General features: G+C 60.8%; 1 protein-coding gene. It reads left to right on the forward strand.

The annotated features are described in order from the left end of the window. The first annotated feature begins 60 nt into the window (after positions 1-60). Positions 61-1,202 (forward strand): IS3 family transposase gene (locus M3P36_RS15050; protein WP_249704525.1). Its coding sequence is split into 2 segments (ribosomal slippage): positions 61-301 and positions 301-1,202, totalling 1,143 coding nucleotides; the frame shifts between segments, so codons are not numbered across the junction. Positions 1,203-1,220 lie beyond the last annotated feature (18 nt).

Here is a 1,220-nt window from a genome sequence, read left to right on the forward strand (position 1 = left end):
CTGAGTAGCCCCTAGATTTCTGGACGCTTTCGATCCTAATTTTGAGGACAGGAGGCGACGATGGGGAAGGCTAATTTCAGTGATGAGTTCAAGCGCGATGCGGTGGCGCAGATCACCGAGCGCGGTTATCCGGTAGCCGAGGTTTCGCAGCGTCTCGGGGTCAGCCCGCATTCGCTGTATGCTTGGAAGCGGCGTTTTGCGAAGGTTGTGCCGGGTGACGCTGGCAAAGATGCCGAGATCCGGCAGTTGAAGCGCGAGCTGGCCCGGGTGACGGAGGAGCGCGACATCCTAAAAAAAGCCACCGCGTATTTCGCCAGGGATGCAAAGTGAGATACGCGTTCATTGCCGAGCATCGTGATCGTTTCGGCGTGCGGGCAATGTGCCGGTGCCTCGCCGTGCAACCCAGCGGCTACTATGCATGGCAGAAGAGCCCGCTGAGCCAGCGGGCTCGGGAAGATGCTCGGCAGACAGAGTTGATCCGGCGGGCCTGGCACGACAGCGGCAAGGTCTATGGCTACCGCAAGCTGCACGATGACCTGCTGGATCACGGCGAGACCTGCTGCCCGAACCGCGTTGCCCGGTTGACCAGGCTGGCGGGTATCAAGGCACAGATCGGCTACAAGCGCAGGCCCGGCAGCTATGGTGGCAAGCCGGCCTTGGCGGTCGACAACACTCTGGATCGTCAGTTCGACGTAGTTGCACCAGATCGGGCCTGGGTGACAGACATCACGTACATCCGCACCTTGGAGGGCTTTGCCTATCTGGCGGTCGTGATCGACCTGTATTCCCGCCGCGTGGTGGGTTGGTCGATGCAGAGCCGGCAGACCACCGATGTGGTGCTGCAGGCGCTGCACATGGCGGTATGGCGACGCAAGCCGAAGCACCGGGTGCTGATCCACTCGGATCAGGGCTCGCAGTTCACCAGCATGGACTGGGCGGCCTTCATCCGCGCTCACAATCTTGAGCACTCGATGAGCCGACGCGGCAACTGCCATGACAACGCCGTCGTCGAGAGCTTCTTCTCGTCGCTCAAGCGCGAACGCATCCGGCGCCGAACTTACAAAACCCGCGAGGAAGCCCGGCAGGACGTGTTCGATTACGTCGAAATGTTCTACAACCCGGTGCGCAAGCAGGTCAGGAACGGGATGCTGTCGCCCGTCGAGTTCGAACGACAGCAGATTTTGAAAGCGGAAGGCGTCTAGAAAACTAGGGGCTACTCA

Origin of the sequence: Altererythrobacter sp. KTW20L, assembly GCF_023501975.1 — a bacterium.
In the GTDB taxonomy this organism is placed as follows: domain Bacteria; phylum Pseudomonadota; class Alphaproteobacteria; order Sphingomonadales; family Sphingomonadaceae; genus Alteraurantiacibacter.